Below are 15550 nucleotides of genomic sequence, written 5' to 3' on the forward strand. Positions count from 1 at the left end.
GAAGCTTCTTGATCATCTGGTCCTCTGTCTCCCGTTGGACGGGATGTGTGCGGGGCGGACAGAACGCCAGGATGCGCCGGGGCGATAGTGCATCGCTGCAACAGCCCAGAATCGGGTCCTCGGCGTCGAAACGGGCGGGTGCGCTGGAGCACATCGCGAAATCGACCGGTCAAAGCCAAGAAGAGGATCTGTATCCGAGTGTTTCCGGAAACAAAATGCCCCGTCGCGCGGGGGGGCGGACGGGGCTTCAGTTTGTCGGTGAACGTTCCCAGGACCAACCAGGAAGCTTCGAGGTTTAATAAATCCTACCGGTCGGCGCCCCGCAAGCCCGCTCGCGATCCCGCGAGCGGTTAACATTAATTTACGGCCGTTCCCGCCGATGCCCCGGCCCGCGACCGCGGGCTGGGCCGCAGATCTCGTGCGATCCGGTCCCGTATCGCAGAGGGTCTGGACGCGTCCGCGCACCTGCGCCGCGCCTATTCGCGATGCCGGTCGCGGATCCGCGCAGATGTATCCTGCGTCCGATCCCGTCCGAGTCTTGATCCTGCGCCGCCGGGTCTTGTCGCCCGGCCCGCGCCGGATCGATGTCCTGGGGAGCGGCAGATCTCGCGGGGGAACGGCGCCGGCGCGGCGCCGTTCCCCCGGCCTGTGGAGAAGATGCCGCCACGGCCGGGCGGCGCGGCCGTGGCGGCTTTTCCGGTGCGCCGCGGGCCCTATGTGCCGGCCTCGTCGTCGGTGGAGATCTCAGGAGACGCGCATGCACCCCGTCGCGCTGCCTTCGATGCCGGCCCTCCGGGTCCGGATGGACGGTGTCGGCCCCGCGCCGGCCGGGAGGCCTCGATGACCGACACGCCGGCCCCGTATCTCGCGGTGGCGTTCCTCTCGGCGCTGTTCCTGCTGGTGGCCGGGCTTCAGGCGGAAGGCCTCCTGTGGTGACGCCCCGGGTCCGCATCGGTCGCGCCGCCGCGCGGCCGTCCGGCCCGGTCACCGGCGGGGGCGGCGCTTGACGCGTCCGCGCGCGTAGCCCGCCGATGTTCGGCTTCTCCCTCAGCGCCACCGAACCGGACAGCATCGCCCACATCATCCAGGTGGCGCTCGCGCCCGCCTTCCTGCTCTCGGCGCTGGCGACGCTGCTCAACGTGTTCTCGACCCGCCTCGGCCGGATCTCCGACAAGGTCGACAGCCTCTCGGCGGAGGCCGCCCGGGCGACGGACGCCGAGGCCGCTCGCCTCGCCCGCCGCCTGACCTTCCTGCGACGGCGCTCCTTCGTGCTGGACGTGGCGGTGGTCCTGGCCTCGCTGGCGGGCGGCCTGATCGGTCTGGCCGTGCTCACGCTGTTCGTCGGCGCGCTGCGCGATGCGGCGACCGCGTCCGTCCTGTTCGCCTGCTTCGGGGCGGCGCTGGTCTGCACCGTCGCGGCGATCGCGGCGTTCATGACCGAGATCCTCATGGCCGGCCGCGGCGTCCGCGACGCGGTCGACCGCCAGAAGGACCAGGTGGCGACGCCGCGGTGAAGCCCTCGAAGCGCCCGGTCCTCCCGGTGATCGCGGGGGCGATCCTGCGGCGCCCGCTCGGGCGCGCCCGCGGTGCCGGTAGGGCGATCGGGGCCGAACCGGCGGCGATTTCGATTGCGGCGCCCGGGAACCGGGCCTTAGTCTGCCGGTGGCCTGATTCCGCCGCCGGCCGCGCCCGAGTGTTCCGCCATGAGCATCGCGATCCTGATTGCCTTCGTCGCCGGCGCACTCTGCCTCGGAATCCTGTCCGCGCTCATCCCGTTCGGGCGGCGCGAGGCCGAGGAACCGGACGAGGCGCTCCCGTACGAGGACGAGTTCCTCGACCTCGGTGGCCCGGTGATCGATCTGGAGCCGCGCCACCTCACCTGACCGGAACCTACCGGGAGGCGGATCCCGCGGTGCCGGGCGTCGCGGCGTCCTGCCGGGCCGACCAGACGACGCGCCCGGCGGCATCCCGCAGGGCCGCCGAGCCCGCGCGGCCGGCACGCAGCGCCGCGAAGCGGGCCTTCGCGGCGGCGACCGCCGCCTCCTCGAGGGGGCCGGCAATCTGCTCGTCGTGGATGATGATGCCGCCAGCGCTCTCGCGGTGGATCATGCATTGCAGCCGGTAGGGCGCGGCGGTCCCGGGCGGAGCCATGGCGATGTCCCGTCCGGTCACGGGGCCGGCCCTGTGCCGGTTCGGATGGCGGGCACGCCGCGAAACATCCGGCCCTCCTCGGTTCGACGCGTCGAGCGCGATCCATACCAGATTCGTCCGGCCCGGGGCGATCTCGCGCTGTGCCTCGCGCGGTGGTGCCTCGCGCGGTGGTGCCTCACGCGTTTGCCCCGAGCGCCCCCGTGGGCCGCCCGCGCGGCGTGCGCGGGCGGCCGTCGTCCGGCGGTCGGAGCCGCCCGCGCTCCGCTCAGGCCGCCTCGCCCTCCGCGTCGTCGGCGTCCAGGATCGTCTCCAGGTCGCCCACGAGCGCGTCGAGCTGGTCGGCGGTCGCGACGAGCTTGAGCTTCGTGCCGTCCTGCGCCTCGACCGCGATCTCGATGTGGTCGGCCACCTTCGCGGCCAGGGCCTGCTTCACCGTGTAGGTCGTCACGTTTGACGTGTCGGCGGACTTGTCGGCCATGCTGATCTCCTGAGTGGCTGCGGGCAACGCGGGGAGACCGGGATCGGCGGTGCGGCAGAAGCTCGCGACCGTGGCCGACACCCCCAGCGGGGCGTGTTCGACCGCGGCTAGCCGCGCCTGCGCGTGGAGCGCTCGACCACGCGCTGCCGGTGCGTCGGAACCTCCGGCAGCCGGGCGAATCCCGCCGGGGCGCGGTCCCGGGCCGCCGCGGGACGCGGTGCGGGCAGAAGCTCCGGGGGGGACCGGGGTGTCTCGACGACGACCGCCTCCAGCACGATGGGCCGCCTCGCCGGCGCGGGCCGCACCGGGCGCTCCGACCGGGCCGCGAGGGTCCCGAGGGCCCAGAGCCCGAGGCAGAACAGGCCGATCAGGATCCCGTCCCGGGACGGCTCGGTCCGGCACATCAGGATCCCGGTGCCGGTGAGGGCGGCCGCGGCCGCGAACAGGCGCGGGGTCGGATCGGCGGAACGCATGCGGCACCTTCGGTGCGGCGCCCCTAGGGACGCGTGAACGGCGTCGCTCCAATTGTCCGCACCACCCGGTTCTCCCCGCTTCTCGCCACTTCTCCCCGGTCCACACCGGTTCAGGCGGCCGGGACGGGCTGGGCGGCCCGGGGGACGCGTCTCAGCCCGCCAGGCTGGACGGGGCCTGCCAGGCGACGCCGGGATGCTCGCGGATGTCCCCGGCCCGGGATCCGGTATCGGCGTCGCTCGTCCAGTCGCCGGGCTCGGCGACGTGGGCGATCTCGGCCTCCGGATAGGCGGCCGACAGGAACAGGCGCGCCTCGCCCTCGGCCTCGGCCCGGACCGTCACGAGCGGCCGCTCGCCGCCCCCGTCGCGCACCTGCGCGATGAACAGCTTGGTCATGGTCTCCCTCCGGATGGGTCCGCCGGCGCGGCGGGATCAGGCCCGCAGTTCCTCGACGTGGAGGCCGCCGGCCCGCAGGTGGTCCGGGATCCGGGTGCGGTCGCGGAAGCCGGCGGCGCGCGCCATCGCGTCGAGGGCCGCCAGGGGATCGAGCGCAGCGCCGCTCCAGAGAACCGCGCCCGTCGCCGCCTGCATGATCCGGAACACCTTCACGCCACGCCCCCGGTCTCGACCCTCGGACAAGCTCGGGGGAGTCGCGGGTGTTCCCGACGAACGGCCGTCGGCGGCTGCGGCCGATTCGCGCCGGCTCTGCCCCGGCGGGAACGGGGGCGCCGGGCGGCGGTTCTCCAGCCAACGCCGGCACGGGCCGGCACGGCGAGAACCCACGTCGAGAACCCGATCGGGATACAAGGAGAGCCATGACCAGCCGCACCGTCCAGTCCGCCCTGCTCGCCCTCGCCCTCGTCGCCGGGAGCGCCGGGATGGCCGCCGCGCAGAGCACCCCCAACGGCAACACCTCGTCCCCCGGCGCTCCCGCGGGCGACAACAGCACCGGCAACGGCGCCACCGGCAGCGGCGCGGCCCCGAGCGGCCGGTAACGGTCGGTTAACCGTCAGGATCGAAGCCCTCGATCCTCACAACCGTGCAACTCTCCGTCCCGCGGCCACCCGGCCTGCGGGACGTTCTGTTTCCGGGCCCTTGCCGATCCCTTGCCGGGCCCTTGCCGACCCCGCCGGGACGGGGCGCGGCCCAGAGTCCGGTGATTGGAACGGAGTGCCACTTTTCTGGGCAGGCAGAATCGCCATACTGTCGGCGTGACCGGGCCGCGCCCGGTCGGGACCGACACGGGCGATGCGACCGAAACCGATCCTGGAGCTCACGGGCGAGAGCCCGGGCCCTCGTCAGGCCGACGACTGGCGCGACGCCGTCGCGCCGTTCTGGGATTTCACGATCCGCCGGGAGGACCTGTCCGATTTCCGCGGGCAGTCCCGGGTCCGGCACCTCGGCACCGCGATCGTCTGCAGCGCCCGCGCCTCCGGGCTCGAGTTCGTGCGCGCGCGGGCCCTGACCGCCCGGATGGGCGTCGATCACATCGTCGCCCACATGCGCGTCTCCGGGCAGTCGAGGGTCACGATCGGCGGCCGGGAGCGGGACTGCGCCCCCGGCGACATCTGCCTGTTCGACCTGTCGCAGCCGCTCTCCGCGGCCTCCACGGATTACGAGGCGATCACGGTGGTGCTGCCGCGCCCGCTCTTCGGAGCCCGGCAGAGCGCCCTCGACGCCCTGCACGGGTCGGTGATCCGGGGCGCGACCCCGTTCGGCCGGATGCTCAACGACCACCTGCGCTCCCTGAGCGCGCACGCGACGGGGTTCTCGGAGCCGGAGGCCGCGGCGGCGGCCGAGGCCACGGCCGCGCTGCTCGGGGCGGCGACCCTGGGCCTGCCGCAGGACGAGGGCGGCACGCAGCCGCCCGAGCGGGCGCCGCTGCTCGTCGCGATCCGGCGCTTCGTCGAGGCCGAGCTCGCCTCCGCGGACCTGTCCGCCGAGACGATCGGGCTGCGGTTCGGCGTCTCGCGCAGCGCCCTCTACCGGCTGTTCGTCCCCCTCGGCGGCGTGTCCGGCTACATCCGGCAGCGCCGGCTCGCCCGCGCCTATCGCGACCTCGCCGCCGGCGACGGGCGCTTCGCCCGCATCTCCGAGGTGGCGTATCGCTGGCGCTTCGAGAGCCCCGCGCACTTCACCCAGGCCTTCCGCGCCGAGTTCGGCTGCGCCCCCCGGGATGTCCGCGCCCAGGCCGCGGCCGAGCCCGCCCGGTCCACGGCCGCGGAGCCGCCGGCCCAGGCCGAGACCTGGACCGACTTCTACCAGTGGGTCCTCAAGCTGGCGGCCTGAGCGGGTCCGGGGCCGGAACCCGGACCTTGTGCCCCCGGCATCGGATGGACCATAAGGGCCGCGATGACCTTCGAGGTTCGGCATAGGCGCCCGGCCGGGGCGCGGCGCTGGTGGGCGCTCGTCGCCCGCACGCTCGCGCTCGTCCTGGCGCTGACCGTCGCCGCCCCGGGCGTCGGCCTCGCGGCGGATCTCGCCTTCCACGCGGGCGGCCATCACGACCGGAGCCAGGGCCCGGCCCTCGACGCGCCGGCGGCCCCCACGACCGTCGATCCCGGCCTCTCGGAGCACCTCCATTGCGGCTGCCATCAGGCGGCCCGCCTGGAGGCGACCGAGATCGCGCCCCCGGCCGCCCCGGGCCGGTTGCGGCCGGGCGCCCTCGCCCAGGGCCGCCCCTCCGTGAGTCCCGACCGGCTGCCGCGGCCCCCGCGCGCCTGAGCTGACGCCGCCCGCGGGCGGCGCCCCGCCCGGATTCCGAGCAGGCTCCGGGTTCGCCCTCACGTGACACCTGAACGGGACCTCCCGGGACCGCCGCGCGCGGCACCCCGCCGTCCCGGCCGAGCAGCTTCCCCATGCGCATCGTCCCGTCCGTGGCCGCCGCCGCGGCACTTCTGGCCGCCGGCTTCGCCCTCGGCTCCGCCGTTCCCGCCGTCCCCACCCTGCCCGACCGTCTCCGGCAGACCCTCGCGGCCGCCGGACTCGCCCGCCCTCCGGCCGACGATCCCGATCATCGCGCCGCGGCCGCCGCACCGGGCCGGCCGGAGGCCGCGCCCGATCCGCACGCGGGCGACGATCACGCCGACCACGGCCACGCGCACGACCACGCGCACGGCCACGCGCACGGCCACGCGCACGGCGCCGACGAGGCCCACGAGCGGGGCACGATCCGGATGCGGCCCGACCAAGTCGCCGGCCAGGACATCGTCACGCGGACGGTCGGGGGCGGCACGCTGGCGCGCCACCTCCTCGTCCCCGGCACGATCACGCCCGACACCGACCGGATCGCCCGGGTCCCGGCCCGGGTGGTCGGGACCGTGGCCGAGATGCGCAAGCGCCTCGGCGACGCCGTGCAGACGAACGAGGTCGTCGCCATCCTCGACAGCCGCGAGGTCGCCGACGCCAAGAGCGAGTACCTCACCGCCCAGGTCCAGGCCGAGCTGCAGACGATCAACTTCGAGCGCCAGCAGAAGCTGCTCGCCTCGCGCAGCGCCTCGGAGGCGGCCTTCGAGACCGCCCGCGCCGCCTATCTGGAGAACCGGCTCCGGGTCGACCTCGCCCGCCAGAAGCTGTCGGCGCTCGGCCTCGACGCCGCCGAGGTGGCGGCCGCGCAGAAGCGCGACGAGGCCACGCCGAACCAGTCGACCCTGCGCCGCTACCCCCTGCGGGCGCCGCTCGCCGGGCGCATCGTCGAGCGCAAGGTCGATGTCGGAACGGCGGTCGGCAAGGAGGGCGATCCGGCCGACCTCTACACGGTGGCCGACCTCTCCACGGTCTGGATCGAGCTGTCGGTGCCGACCCTCGACCTCGCCCAGGTGCGGGAGGGCGCCCGCGTGACGGTCACGCCCGGCCGGACGGGCGAGGCGGAGCGCCGGGCCGAGGGCCGGGTGATCTTCGTCAGCCCCTTCCTCAACCCCGACACGCGCTCGGCCCGCGTGGTGGTCGCCCTGCCGAATCCCGACCTCGCGTGGCGGCCCGGCACCTTCGTGACCGCCGAAGTCGAGATCGCGCAGGACGCGGTCCCGGTCCGGATCCCCAAGGCGGCCGTCCAGACCATCGCGGGCCGGAGCGCCGTCTTCGTGCGCACGGCCGAGGGGTTCGAGAAGCGGCCGGTCACCCTCGGCCGGTCCGACGACGAGGCCTACGAGGTCACCGCCGGGCTCGAGCCCGGCGCCGAGATCGCGGTCGGCAACGCGTTCCTGCTGAAGGCCGAGCTCGGCAAGGCCGACGCCGGCCACGACCACTGAGGAGACGGACGATGATCAGCCGCATCCTCGCCGTCTCGGTCCGCCAGCGCTGGCTGGTGCTGCTCCTCGTGCTGCTGGCCTCGGGGTTCGGCGCCGCCGCGCTCACGCGGCTGCCCATCGACGCGGTGCCCGACATCACCAACAACCAGGTCCAGATCAACACCCTGGCCCCGTCCCTGTCGCCGGCCGACGTCGAGCGGCAGGTCACCTACCCGGTCGAGACGGCCCTCGCCGGCATCAAGGGCCTCGAGTACACCCGCTCGCTCTCGCGCAACGGCTTCTCGCAGATCACCGCGGTCTTCGCCGAGTCCCTCGACATCTACTTCGCCCGCCAGCAGGTCGCCGAGCGCATCGCCCAGGTGCGGGAGGACCTGCCCTCCGGGGTCGAGCCGCGGATGGGCCCGATCTCCACGGGCCTCGGCGAGATCTACATGTGGTCCGTCCAGTACGCGCCGCTGCCTGAGCGCGCGACCGTGCCGGCGGGCCGGCCGGGCTGGCAGCCGGACGGGAGCTACCGGACCCCGGAGGGCCAGGCGCTCAGGACGGAGCTGGAGCAGGTCGCCTACCTGCGCACGGTGCAGGACTGGATCGTGCGGCCGCAGATCAAGTCCGTCCCGGGCGTCGCCGGCGTCGACGGGATCGGCGGCTTCGAGAAGCAGTACCACGTCCAGCCGGACCCCACGAAGCTGACCGCCCTCGACCTCTCCTTCTCGGACGTCGCCCGGGCGCTCCAAGCCAACAACGCCAACCAGGGCGCCCGCTACCTGGAGGATAACGGCGAGAGCTACGTGGTCCGCGCCGCCGGCCGCCTGGAGAGCCCGGAGGCGATCGCCGACGTGGTCGTGGCGAGCCGCGGCGGCGTGCCGGTGCGGATCCGCGACGTCGCCACGGTGCGGATCGGGCGCGACCTGCGCACCGGCTCGGCGAGCGAGAACGGGCAGGAGACCGTGATCGGCACCGCCCTGATGCGGATCGGCGAGAACAGCCGCACGGTGGCGGCCGCCGTCGACGCCCGCATGGACCAGATCCGGCGGGCCCTGCCCCCCGGCATCGTCGTCCAGACCGTCCTCGACCGGACGCGGCTCGTCGAGGCCACGATCCGCACGGTGGGCCGGAACCTCGCGGAGGGCGCGGCCCTCGTGATCGTCGTCCTGTTCCTGCTGCTCGGCAACATCCGGGCGGCGCTGATCGCCGCGCTGGTCATCCCGGTCGCCATGCTGATGACCGTGACCGGCATGGTCGAGGGCAGGATCTCGGCCAACCTGATGAGCCTCGGAGCGCTGGATTTCGGGCTCATCGTCGACGGGGCGGTGATCATCACGGAGAACGCGCTCCGCCACCTCGCCGAGCGGCAGCGCGCGGTCGGGCGGCCGCTCGTGCTGGAGGAGCGCCTGGAGACGGTGCGGGACTCGGCCGAGGAGATGATCAAGCCGTCCCTCTACGGGCAGGCGATCATCATGCTGGTCTACGTCCCGCTCCTGACCTTCACGGGGGTCGAGGGCAAGATGTTCCAGCCGATGGCGCTGACCGTCATCCTCGCCCTGGCGGCGGCCTTCGTGCTGTCGCTGACCTTCGTGCCGGCCCTGATCGCCGTCGCCCTCACCGGCCGGGTCACCGAGGCGGAGAACCCCCTCGTCCGGGGCCTGAAGGCGGTCTACCGGCCCGTCCTCGCCGCGGCGATCCGGACGCCCACCCCGTTCGTCGGGGCGGCGCTGCTCCTCCTCGCGGGCGCCGGCCTGCTCGCCACCCGGCTCGGGACCGAGTTCATCCCGCAGCTCGACGAGAAGAGCATCGCCCTCAACGCCACGCGGATCCCGTCCACCTCCCTCACCCAGTCGCAGGCGATGCAGCTCAAGGTGGAGCGGGTGATCGCCAAGTTCCCGCAGGTCGCCTACGTGTTCTCGAAGACCGGCACCGCCGAGGTCGCCACCGACCCGATGCCGCCGAATTCCTCCGACACCTTCGTGATGCTCAAGCCGCAGGCCGAGTGGCCTGACCCGGGCCTGTCGAAGGCCGAACTGCAGGAGCAGATCGAGGCGTCCTTGAGCGAGCTCGCCGGCAACGTCTACGAGTTCTCCCAGCCGATCCAGCTGCGCTTCAACGAGCTGCTCGCCGGGACCCGGGGCGACCTCGCCGTGAAGGTGTTCGGCGACGCCTTCGAGCCGATGCTGGAGACCGCCAACCGGATCGCCGCGATCCTGCGCGGGATCCCGGGGGCCGACGACGTGAAGGTCGAGCAGATCGCCGGCCTGCCGGTCTTCGAGATCCGGATCGACCGGACCGAGGCGGCCCGGCTCGGCCTCAGCACGGGGGCGATCCAGGACGTGATCGGCGCCGCCATGGGCGGCCGGGACGCCGGATTCGTGTTCGAGGGCGACCGGCGCGTGCCGATCGTCGTGCGCCTGACCGACCAGGTCCGCGAGGACCGGGAGGCCCTGGAGAACCTGCCCGTCCCCCTCCCCCCGGGCGCGAACGGCCGGGCCGCCTCCGTGCTCCTGCGGCAGGTGGCGCAGTTCTCGGTGAGCGAGGGCCCGAACCAGATCAGCCGCGAGAACGGCCGGCGCCGGGTCGTGGTCACCGCCAATGTCCGCGGGCGCGACATCGGCTCGCTGGTGGCGGAGGCGCAGGGGAAGGTCGCCGCGCAGGTGACCCTGCCGCCGGGCGCCGCCGTGACCTGGGGCGGCCAGTTCGAGAACCTCGCCTCGGCTCAGGCGCGGCTCACCGTGGTGGTGCCGGTGTGCTTCTTCCTGATCTTCCTGCTGCTCACCTCGGCGCTGGGCAGCGCGCGGGACGCGCTCCTGGTGTTCAGCGCGGTGCCGCTGGCGCTCACCGGCGGCCTCGCGGCCCTGTGGCTGCGGGGGATGCCGCTCTCGGTGCCGGCCGCGGTGGGTTTCATCGCCCTCTCGGGCGTCGCGGTCCTGAACGGCCTCGTGATGCTGACCTTCATCAAGCAGCTCGTCGCCGAGGGGCGGCCGCTGCGGGCGGCGATCCGCGAGGGCGCCCTCACCCGGCTGCGGCCGGTGGCGATGACCGCGCTGGTCGCCTCTCTGGGCTTCGTGCCGATGGCGCTCGCCACCGGCACCGGCGCCGAGGTGCAGCGGCCGCTCGCCACCGTGGTGATCGGCGGCCTGATCAGCGCGACGCTCCTGACCCTGGTGGTGCTGCCCGCGCTCTACGCGCGGTTCGGGCGCGCCGGACCCGCCGTCCGGAGCGCGGTCGGGGCCGAGCCGCTGACGGACCGTGCGGCCTGACGGCGCCCGCGCCGCCGCCGCGCCCTTCGTCAGGCGGGGAGGATGTGCAGCAGCCCGCCGACCATCCCGAGGGCCCCGATGCCGATCAGCCCCACGGCGATGTAGAGCCGCATCCGGCTCTCGTCGGCCGGCGATGACGGGCGGGTGTCTTCGGGCAGGTCGAACCAATCCATCGGGTGAGCGCAGCCGGTCGGGTGGGCGGGAGGCGCCGCCCTAGGCCAGCCCGATGACGACGGGATGACGACGGGATGACGGCGGCCCCGCGCCCGGCGGCTGCGGCTTCACCAGCAGCGCGCACCGCCTCGGCGAGCGCGTGGACGGTGTCGCCCTCCTGGGGCGGTCCGGCTCTTCCAGCGAGTCGACCCTCATGACCGAGGCCACGCGGTGGGCGGTGCCGACCGGCTCCACCTCGACCCGGGCCATCACATCTCCGCGCTCGATCGCCGTCACCGTAGCGGGGATGTCGTTGCGCGCGCCGTGTCTCCGGGGGCTTTCCGCGTTGCGCAGCCCGTTCGGCCGCCGTCGAGGCCGGTCGATGCCGGGGCCAGGACCCGATCAGCGACGGCCCGAGGCTCCGGCCGCGCCGGCGTCGCTGCCGCCCGGCTGGAAGCCGGCCGCGTTCGGCGGCCCCTTCATCCGGCCATCCTGCTTCGGCATCTCCGAGCCCGGAGATCCGGTGGTGGTGCCCGTCGTCTCGCCCTTGCCCGTCTCGCCCTTGCCCGTCTCACCCTTGCCCGTGTAGCCGGCCGCGTTGGGCGAGCCCTGCATCCGGGGACCGGTATTCTCCGCGGCCGTGGCGGCCGCGCCCGTTGCCAGGAGGCCGGCGACGGTCAGGCTGATCAACGTCTTCATGTGCGAACCCTCGAACGTTTCCCCAGGCCGCCTCTCCGGGCGTATCGGGGCAACGCGGCCGGACGGATCCCGTTCACGCCACCGGGACCGGTCCGGCGCGGGCGGCGCGTTGCGGGACAATACTTGCTGCGATGCGATAATTCCGCGTCGAAGCGGGCGGGGGCGCATTTCTATGGCGATGTATTGATTTATGTTCGCGCTCGCGCGGGCGCGCACAATTGCAATCCGTTGCAGAACCTGTTTAGATATTCATTCGCGTTGCATTTCATCGTGGTGACTGAATTCGCTTGCGGCCTATCGGGCTCCGCGAGGAGGTCGAACATGTACGCTTTGGCTAAGACTGGAGAGAGAACCGATTGGGAGCTGGTCGTCGTCTTCGGCGGATGGATCGTCTTCGAGGTCGCGATCCTGACGCTGTGCTTGGTGTCGATGTAGGCCGTCTTCGGGACTAGCCCGATCCTGATCGTCCGCCGGATCGCCCGGACCGGTGAATGCCCGCGGCCGGGCCGCCAATGCTTGGCGACGGGATCGCGGATAGGCGGAACCGCTTGAGAGACCCGCGCGTGCCGGGGCATGATCTGCCGATCGCAGGACACGTCGACCGAGTCGGCGCGACGGCAGGGGCGGGTGCATGGCGAAGGCGGTGCGGGCGGGCGGCGGGCGCGAGGCGCGTCAGAGACCCCCGGCCGAGGACGTCCACGCGGCGGAACTCGCGCGCCTGCGCGCCGAGGATACGGCGCCGCGGCCGCCCGGCTGGCAGCTCTCGCTCCAGGCCGTCCGGCGCTTCATCTGCGGCGACGGCGCGACTCCCGCCAAGGTGGTCTGCGCGCCCGCGCTGGTGGAGCGGGCCATGGTCACCCTCGCCACCTCCCGCGCCCTCCTGCTGATCGGCGAGCCCGGGACCGCCAAGAGCCTGCTCTCGGAACTCCTCGCGGCCGCGATCAGCGGGTGCTCGACCCTGACGATCCAGGGCGGCGCGTCGCTGACCGAGGACCAGATCCGCTACGGCTGGAACTACGCGCTGCTCGTCGCCGAGGGGCCGAGCCCGCGCGCGCTGGTGCCGGGCGCCCTCCATACCGGCCTCAGCGAGGGGCGGATCGTCCGCTTCGAGGAGCTGACCCGCTGCCCGCTGGAGGTGCAGGACAGTCTGCTCTCGGTCCTGTCCGACCGGGTGCTCTCCGTGCCCGAACTCACCGGCGCGGACGGGATGGTCTACGCCCGGGAGGGCTTCAACCTGATCGCCACGGCCAACACCCGCGACCGGGGCGTCAACGAGATGTCGGCGGCCCTCAAGCGCCGGTTCGGCTTCGAGACCGTGTTCCCGATCGCCGATCTCGAGGCCGAGCTCGCCCTGGTGCAGCGCGAGGCCACCGCGCTGCTCGCCCGCTCCGGCGTGCCCCGCGGCCCGGATCCGGAGGTGCTCGAACTGCTCGTGACCTGCTTCCGGGAGCTGCGCGAGGCCGTGGACACGGAGGGCACCGGCATGGAGCGGCTCTCGTCCGTGATGAGCACCGCGGAGGCGGTCAGCGTCGCCCACGCCATCGGCGTGAAGGCCCATTTCCTGCGGGGCGACGCCGGCCAGCCGGAGGACATCGTCGCCTGCCTCGCCGGCACCGCCGCCAAGGACGACGCCGAGGATCTCGCCCGCCTGCGCCGCTACCTCGACCAGCGCGTCAGCCGCCGCTCCGGCGCGGCGTGGCGCGCGTTCTACGCGGCGCGGCACCTCCTCACCCCGCAATGAACCCCGCAATGAGCGGTCCCGCGCCGGATCCCGGCCGCCTGACCGTCATCGGCGTGCGCCACCATTCCCCGGCCTGCGCCGGGCTCGTCCGGCGCACGATCGCGGCCCTGCGGCCGGCCTGCGTGCTGATCGAGGGGCCGGTCGACTTCAACCCGCACCTGCCCGACCTCGCCCTCGGCCACGACCTGCCGGTGGCGATCTTCTCGTTCCGGGCCGACGCGGCGGGCAGCGCCGCCTCCTACACGCCGTTCTGCGCCTTCTCGCCGGAATGGCAGGCCCTGGAGGCGGGCCGGGCGGTGGGCGCCGAGACGCTGTTCTGCGACCTGCCGGCCTGGGATCCGGCCTTCGGGCGCCGCGCCAACCGCTACGCCGACCCGCACGGGGCCCGCGCGGAGGCGGCCGAGCGGGCGCTCGCCGCCGCCCTCGGCGTCGCCGACCAGGACGCCCTCTGGGACGTCCTCGCGGAGGCGGCGCCCGAGGCGGAGCTGCCGGCCCGGCTCGACCGCTACTTCGCCCTGCTGCGCCCGCCGGGCACGGACGATCCCGCCGAGGAGGCCCGCGAGCGCTTCATGGGCGCCTACGCGGCCCACGCCCTGCGGGCGGCCGGCGACCGGTCGGTCGTCCTCGTCTGCGGCGGCTGGCACGCGGACGCCGTCCGGCGCCACGCCGCGCGGGCGGACGGGACCCGGCCCGAGCCGGCGCCGCCGGGGCCGGACCTGCGCACCGGCAGCTACGTGGTGCCCTACGCCTATCCCCGGCTCGACCGGTTCTCGGGCTACGCGGCCGGCATGCCGGCGCCGGGCTACTACGAGCGCGTCGCCTCCGCCGGCCTCGCCCCCGCGGCCGACTGGGCGATGACGGCGATCACCGCGGCCCTGCGCGAGGCCGGGCAGGTCGTCTCCACCGCCGACCGCGTCGCCTGGCGGGTCCACGCCGAGGCCCTCGCCCGGCTGCGCGCCCATCCCGCGATCCTGCGCGCCGACCTGATCGACGCGGCCCTCGCCGCCCTGGTGAAGGACGCCCTCGACCGCCCGCCCGCCTGGGCGGCCGGCGGCGCCGCGCCCGGCCACCCCGCGCTCGCCGCGATGCTGCGGGCGCTCACCGGCCGGCGCGAGGGACGCCTCGCCCCCGGCACCCGGCAGCCGCCCCTCGTGGCGGACGTCGCCGAGCGCCTGCGCGCCGCCGACCTGGAGCCGGGGCCTGTGCGCCGCCACGTCGACCTCGACTGGGCCGAGCCGGCCGACCGGGCGCGGGCGCACCTGCTGCACCGGCTGGTGCTGCTCGGGCTGCCGGGGATCGCCCGCGAGGGGCCGGACCGGGCCGAGCCCGGCCTGCCGCGGGAGCGCTTCACGCTCGCGCGCCACCCGCACTGGCTCGGCGCCCTGATCGAGGCCTCGCTCTGGGGCGGGACCCTGGAGATGGCCGCCTCCGCCCGGATCACCGCCCGGGTCGAGGCGGCGCCCGACGCCCTCGGCGTCCTCACCCGGGCCCTGTCCGACGCGCTGTTCGCCGGCCTCACCCTGGAGGGCGAGCTGCTGGCTCGCCTCAGTGCGGGCATCGCGGCGGCGCACGACGCCGCGGCCCTGGGCGCCGCCGGGGCCGGGATCGTGCGGCTGTACCGGTTCGGCGACGCCTTCGCGCCGGCCCGGCCGGCCCTCGCCCGCCTCTGCGCCGTCCTGGCGGCCCGGGCGCTCTTCGTTCTCGAGGGCATCCGCGAGCCGCGCGCGGGGCTCGGCGCCATCCCCCTGGTCCTCGCCTGCCGCGACCTGTTCCGCGAGGCCGGCGCGGAGGTGCCGGGCCTCGACGACCTGCGCGCGCCCTTCGCCGCCATGCTCGGCCGGCGCCTCGCCGACCCGGAGACGCCCCCGGCCCTCGCGGGGGCGGCGCTCGGCTTCCGGGTCGCCTGCGGCGCGGCCGGATCGGACCCGGAGGCCGCCCTCGCCCGGCTGCGCCGCTTCGGCCTGCCCGCGACGCTCGGCGACTTCCTCGCCGGCCTGTTCGCCCTCGCCCGCGAGGAGATCGCCGCCGACGCCACCCTGGCGTCCGTCGAGCGGCTGGTGGCGGCCTGGGGCGACGACGACTTCCTGCGGGCGCTGCCGTCCCTGCGGATGGCGTTCGCGTGGTTCCCGCCCCGGGAGCGCGAGCGCATCGCCGTCGCGATCCTGCGCCGGAGCGGCCTCGGCGCCGCCCGGGCCGAGGTCGAGGCCCTGGCCTGGATGCGCCAGCGCGCGCGCCCGGCCGATCAGGCCGAGGCCCTGGCCCGCGAGGCGCGGGTGGCCGCGCGGCTCGCCCGCTACGGGTTGACCTGAGACCCGACAAGGAAAATTTTACTGCCGCGCCACCGGGAGAGGACTGC

At 74.5% G+C, this 15550-nt stretch carries 16 protein-coding genes; 9 read left to right on the forward strand and 7 right to left on the reverse strand.

The genetic code is table 11. The annotated features are described in order from the left end of the window. Positions 1–1031 precede the first annotated feature (1031 nt). Both ACTJK8_RS27620 and ACTJK8_RS27625 read left to right on the forward strand, forming a co-directional pair. Positions 1032–1514, forward strand: coding sequence for a DUF2721 domain-containing protein (locus ACTJK8_RS27620; protein WP_012318397.1), 483 nt, complete (start codon positions 1032–1034; stop codon positions 1512–1514). Between the two features lie 189 nt (positions 1515–1703). Further along, positions 1704–1883, forward strand: a complete 180-nt coding sequence (locus tag ACTJK8_RS27625) for a hypothetical protein (RefSeq protein ID WP_024830557.1) — start codon at positions 1704–1706, stop codon at positions 1881–1883. Positions 1884–1890: 7 nt separating this feature from the next. Here the strand turns inward: ACTJK8_RS27625 and ACTJK8_RS27630 are convergent, their stop codons facing one another. From ACTJK8_RS27630 to ACTJK8_RS27650, 5 genes are all read right to left on the reverse strand, one after another. Then, on the reverse strand, positions 1891–2151 hold the full coding sequence (locus ACTJK8_RS27630; protein WP_012318395.1) for a hypothetical protein: 261 nt from the start codon (positions 2149–2151) through the stop codon (positions 1891–1893). A 265-nt stretch (positions 2152–2416) separates the two neighbouring features. Further along, positions 2417–2629: a hypothetical protein gene (locus ACTJK8_RS27635; RefSeq protein ID WP_012318394.1), complete on the reverse strand. Its 213-nt coding sequence runs from the start codon at positions 2627–2629 to the stop codon at positions 2417–2419. 107 nt (positions 2630–2736) lie between these two features. Next, complete coding sequence (locus ACTJK8_RS27640; RefSeq protein WP_024830558.1) at positions 2737–3102, reverse strand: hypothetical protein; 366 nt, start codon at positions 3100–3102, stop codon at positions 2737–2739. A gap of 151 nt (positions 3103–3253) precedes the next feature. Then, positions 3254–3496 (reverse strand): hypothetical protein, encoded by a 243-nt coding sequence (locus tag ACTJK8_RS27645; protein WP_012318392.1) that lies wholly within the window; start codon positions 3494–3496, stop codon positions 3254–3256. A 36-nt stretch (positions 3497–3532) separates the two neighbouring features. Continuing rightward, positions 3533–3709, reverse strand: a complete 177-nt coding sequence (locus ACTJK8_RS27650; RefSeq protein ID WP_165850988.1) for a hypothetical protein — start codon at positions 3707–3709, stop codon at positions 3533–3535. A 206-nt stretch (positions 3710–3915) separates the two neighbouring features. Between ACTJK8_RS27650 and ACTJK8_RS27655 the strand changes: the two genes are divergently transcribed. The 5 genes from ACTJK8_RS27655 to ACTJK8_RS27675 all read left to right on the forward strand — a co-directional run bounded on the left by ACTJK8_RS27655 (position 3916) and on the right by ACTJK8_RS27675 (position 10601). Then, on the forward strand, positions 3916–4095 hold the full coding sequence (locus ACTJK8_RS27655; RefSeq protein ID WP_020095106.1) for a hypothetical protein: 180 nt from the start codon (positions 3916–3918) through the stop codon (positions 4093–4095). Between the two features lie 253 nt (positions 4096–4348). Continuing rightward, a complete protein-coding gene (locus ACTJK8_RS27660) occupies positions 4349–5389 on the forward strand; it encodes an AraC family transcriptional regulator (RefSeq protein WP_059410166.1) in 1041 nt (346 codons plus the stop codon). A 63-nt stretch (positions 5390–5452) separates the two neighbouring features. Further along, a complete protein-coding gene (locus tag ACTJK8_RS27665) occupies positions 5453–5824 on the forward strand; it encodes a hypothetical protein (RefSeq protein ID WP_076730236.1) in 372 nt (123 codons plus the stop codon). Between the two features lie 134 nt (positions 5825–5958). Beyond that, positions 5959–7350: an efflux RND transporter periplasmic adaptor subunit gene (locus ACTJK8_RS27670; protein ID WP_440762849.1), complete on the forward strand. Its 1392-nt coding sequence runs from the start codon at positions 5959–5961 to the stop codon at positions 7348–7350. A gap of 11 nt (positions 7351–7361) precedes the next feature. Further along, positions 7362–10601 carry an efflux RND transporter permease subunit gene (locus ACTJK8_RS27675; protein ID WP_116655776.1) on the forward strand — a complete coding sequence of 1080 codons (3240 nt, stop codon included), beginning with the start codon at positions 7362–7364 and terminating at the stop codon, positions 10599–10601. 29 nt (positions 10602–10630) lie between these two features. Here the strand turns inward: ACTJK8_RS27675 and ACTJK8_RS27680 are convergent, their stop codons facing one another. Then, the gene (locus ACTJK8_RS27680; protein ID WP_012318385.1) at positions 10631–10774 is read right to left on the reverse strand and encodes a hypothetical protein; all 144 of its coding nucleotides are present in this window, start codon (positions 10772–10774) and stop codon (positions 10631–10633) included. Positions 10775–11156: 382 nt separating this feature from the next. After that, positions 11157–11453, reverse strand: coding sequence for a hypothetical protein (locus tag ACTJK8_RS27685; RefSeq protein ID WP_058608098.1), 297 nt, complete (start codon positions 11451–11453; stop codon positions 11157–11159). A 631-nt stretch (positions 11454–12084) separates the two neighbouring features. Between ACTJK8_RS27685 and ACTJK8_RS27690 the strand changes: the two genes are divergently transcribed. Both ACTJK8_RS27690 and ACTJK8_RS27695 read left to right on the forward strand, forming a co-directional pair. Then, a complete protein-coding gene (locus ACTJK8_RS27690) occupies positions 12085–13194 on the forward strand; it encodes an ATP-binding protein (protein ID WP_182178409.1) in 1110 nt (369 codons plus the stop codon). A gap of 8 nt (positions 13195–13202) precedes the next feature. Further along, the gene (locus tag ACTJK8_RS27695) at positions 13203–15503 is read left to right on the forward strand and encodes a DUF5682 family protein (RefSeq protein ID WP_440762850.1); all 2301 of its coding nucleotides are present in this window, start codon (positions 13203–13205) and stop codon (positions 15501–15503) included. Positions 15504–15550 lie beyond the last annotated feature (47 nt).

The sequence above is a fragment of the Methylobacterium sp. 22177 genome, from assembly GCF_052045615.1.
GTDB classification, from domain to species: Bacteria; Pseudomonadota; Alphaproteobacteria; order Rhizobiales; family Beijerinckiaceae; genus Methylobacterium; species Methylobacterium radiotolerans.